This window comes from Streptomyces sp. CA2R106 (genome assembly GCF_037034245.1).
Taxonomy (GTDB): domain Bacteria; phylum Actinomycetota; class Actinomycetes; order Streptomycetales; family Streptomycetaceae; genus Actinacidiphila.
In genome coordinates this window covers 1-1,344 of sequence record NZ_JBAGKC010000115.1, presented here as the reverse complement: position 1 = coordinate 1,344, position 1,344 = coordinate 1, and the positions used below count along the sequence as shown (strand labels likewise).

The 1,344-nt window shown below is 75.1% G+C and carries 2 protein-coding genes; both read right to left on the bottom strand.

The annotated features are described in order from the left end of the window. Positions 1-1,138: FAD-dependent monooxygenase (locus WA788_RS35255; RefSeq protein WP_335984531.1), on the bottom strand; the 1,138-nt coding region annotated here is incomplete at its 3' end. A gap of 2 nt (positions 1,139-1,140) precedes the next feature. Beyond that, a partial coding sequence (locus WA788_RS35250) for an aromatic-ring hydroxylase C-terminal domain-containing protein (RefSeq protein ID WP_443034149.1) occupies positions 1,141-1,344 on the bottom strand: 204 nt, incomplete at its 5' end.

Below are 1,344 nucleotides of genomic sequence, written 5' to 3'. Positions count from 1 at the left end.
GGCCCATCGGATACCGGATGCCGAGGCCGCTCAGTACCCCGGCCAGGTACCCGGCCGCGTCCGGCCGGGTGAGCAGCTCGCCCAGCACCTCGCGGACCGGCTGCATCTCCTGCCCGGTGAGCCGCAGTTCGATCGCGGCCCGCGCATTGCGCGCCAACTGCGCCCCGACCGGGTGGCGTTCGGCGTGATAGGTGTCCAGCAGCGCCTCGTCCGCCCGCCCGGCCAGCACCAGCGCCAGCTTCCAGCCGAGGTTCACCGCGTCCTGCACCCCCACACTCAACCCCTGCGCCATGGCGGGCGGTTGGACGTGGGTGGCGTCGCCGGCCAGGAACACCCGGCCGCGCCGGTACTCCGCCGCCACCCGGGAGGCGTCGGTGAAGCAGCTCATCCAGCGGCACTGCCCGTGGTGGATGGACTCACCGGTCAGCCGCTGCCACGCGTCGGCGAGGTCGGCGTAGCGCAGCGCGTCCCGGTCCTTCGGCGGTGTGCCCCGCTCGTACACCACGACGCGGGTGACGCCGCTCTCCAGGTCCATCGCCATGATCATGCTGCCGTCCGGCAGGTTCTCGCCGATCCGGCGGCGCCGCGTCTCGATCCCGGTGACGTCGGCGGTGAGGAAGCCCCGGGTGGGCTCGGGACCGGGGAACCCGATGCCGACCAGCCGCCGTACGGTGCTGCGGCCCCCGTCGCAGCCGACCAGGTAGGCCGCGGTGTCCTCGCCGGGGCCGTGCGGCCCGTCGAAGGACACGGTCACGCCGTCGCCCGTCTCGCGCAGCCCGGTCACCTCGTGGCCGCGCCGGATCGGCACGCCGAGCCCGGTCACCCACTCCTCCAGCATCCGCTCGGTGCGGTACTGGGGGACGCCCCGGGCGCCGTAGTGGTTCTCCGCCAGCCGGCCCAGGTCGATCGGCACACCGCCGAAGTGGGCGTCGGCGGGCTCGGACGGGCCGAGGAGGCCCAGCAGCCCCCGCTGGTCGAAGCACTCGACGGCCCGCCGGGTGAGGCTCGCCCCGCGCGACTCCCGCGCCGGCTCGGCCAGTTGCTCGTAGACGACGACATCGGCGCCGCCGAGGCGCAGTTCACCGGCCGCCATCAGCCCGACCGGTCCGGCGCCGACGACGATCACGTCCCTGGCCATGCTCACACCCCCGCCCGGCCGGCGCCGCCCGCGGCCGCGGACACCGCGGTGCGGGGGGCGGTGGGGGTGCCGAACCAGTGGGTGAGGGCGTGGGTGAGGTGGTGGGTGGTGCCGGGGGAGGTCCAGGCGGTGTAGCCGTCGGGTCGGATGAGGACGGCGTCCAGGGGGGTGTGCGGGGGATGGCTCCAGGTGCCGGTGACGGTGTC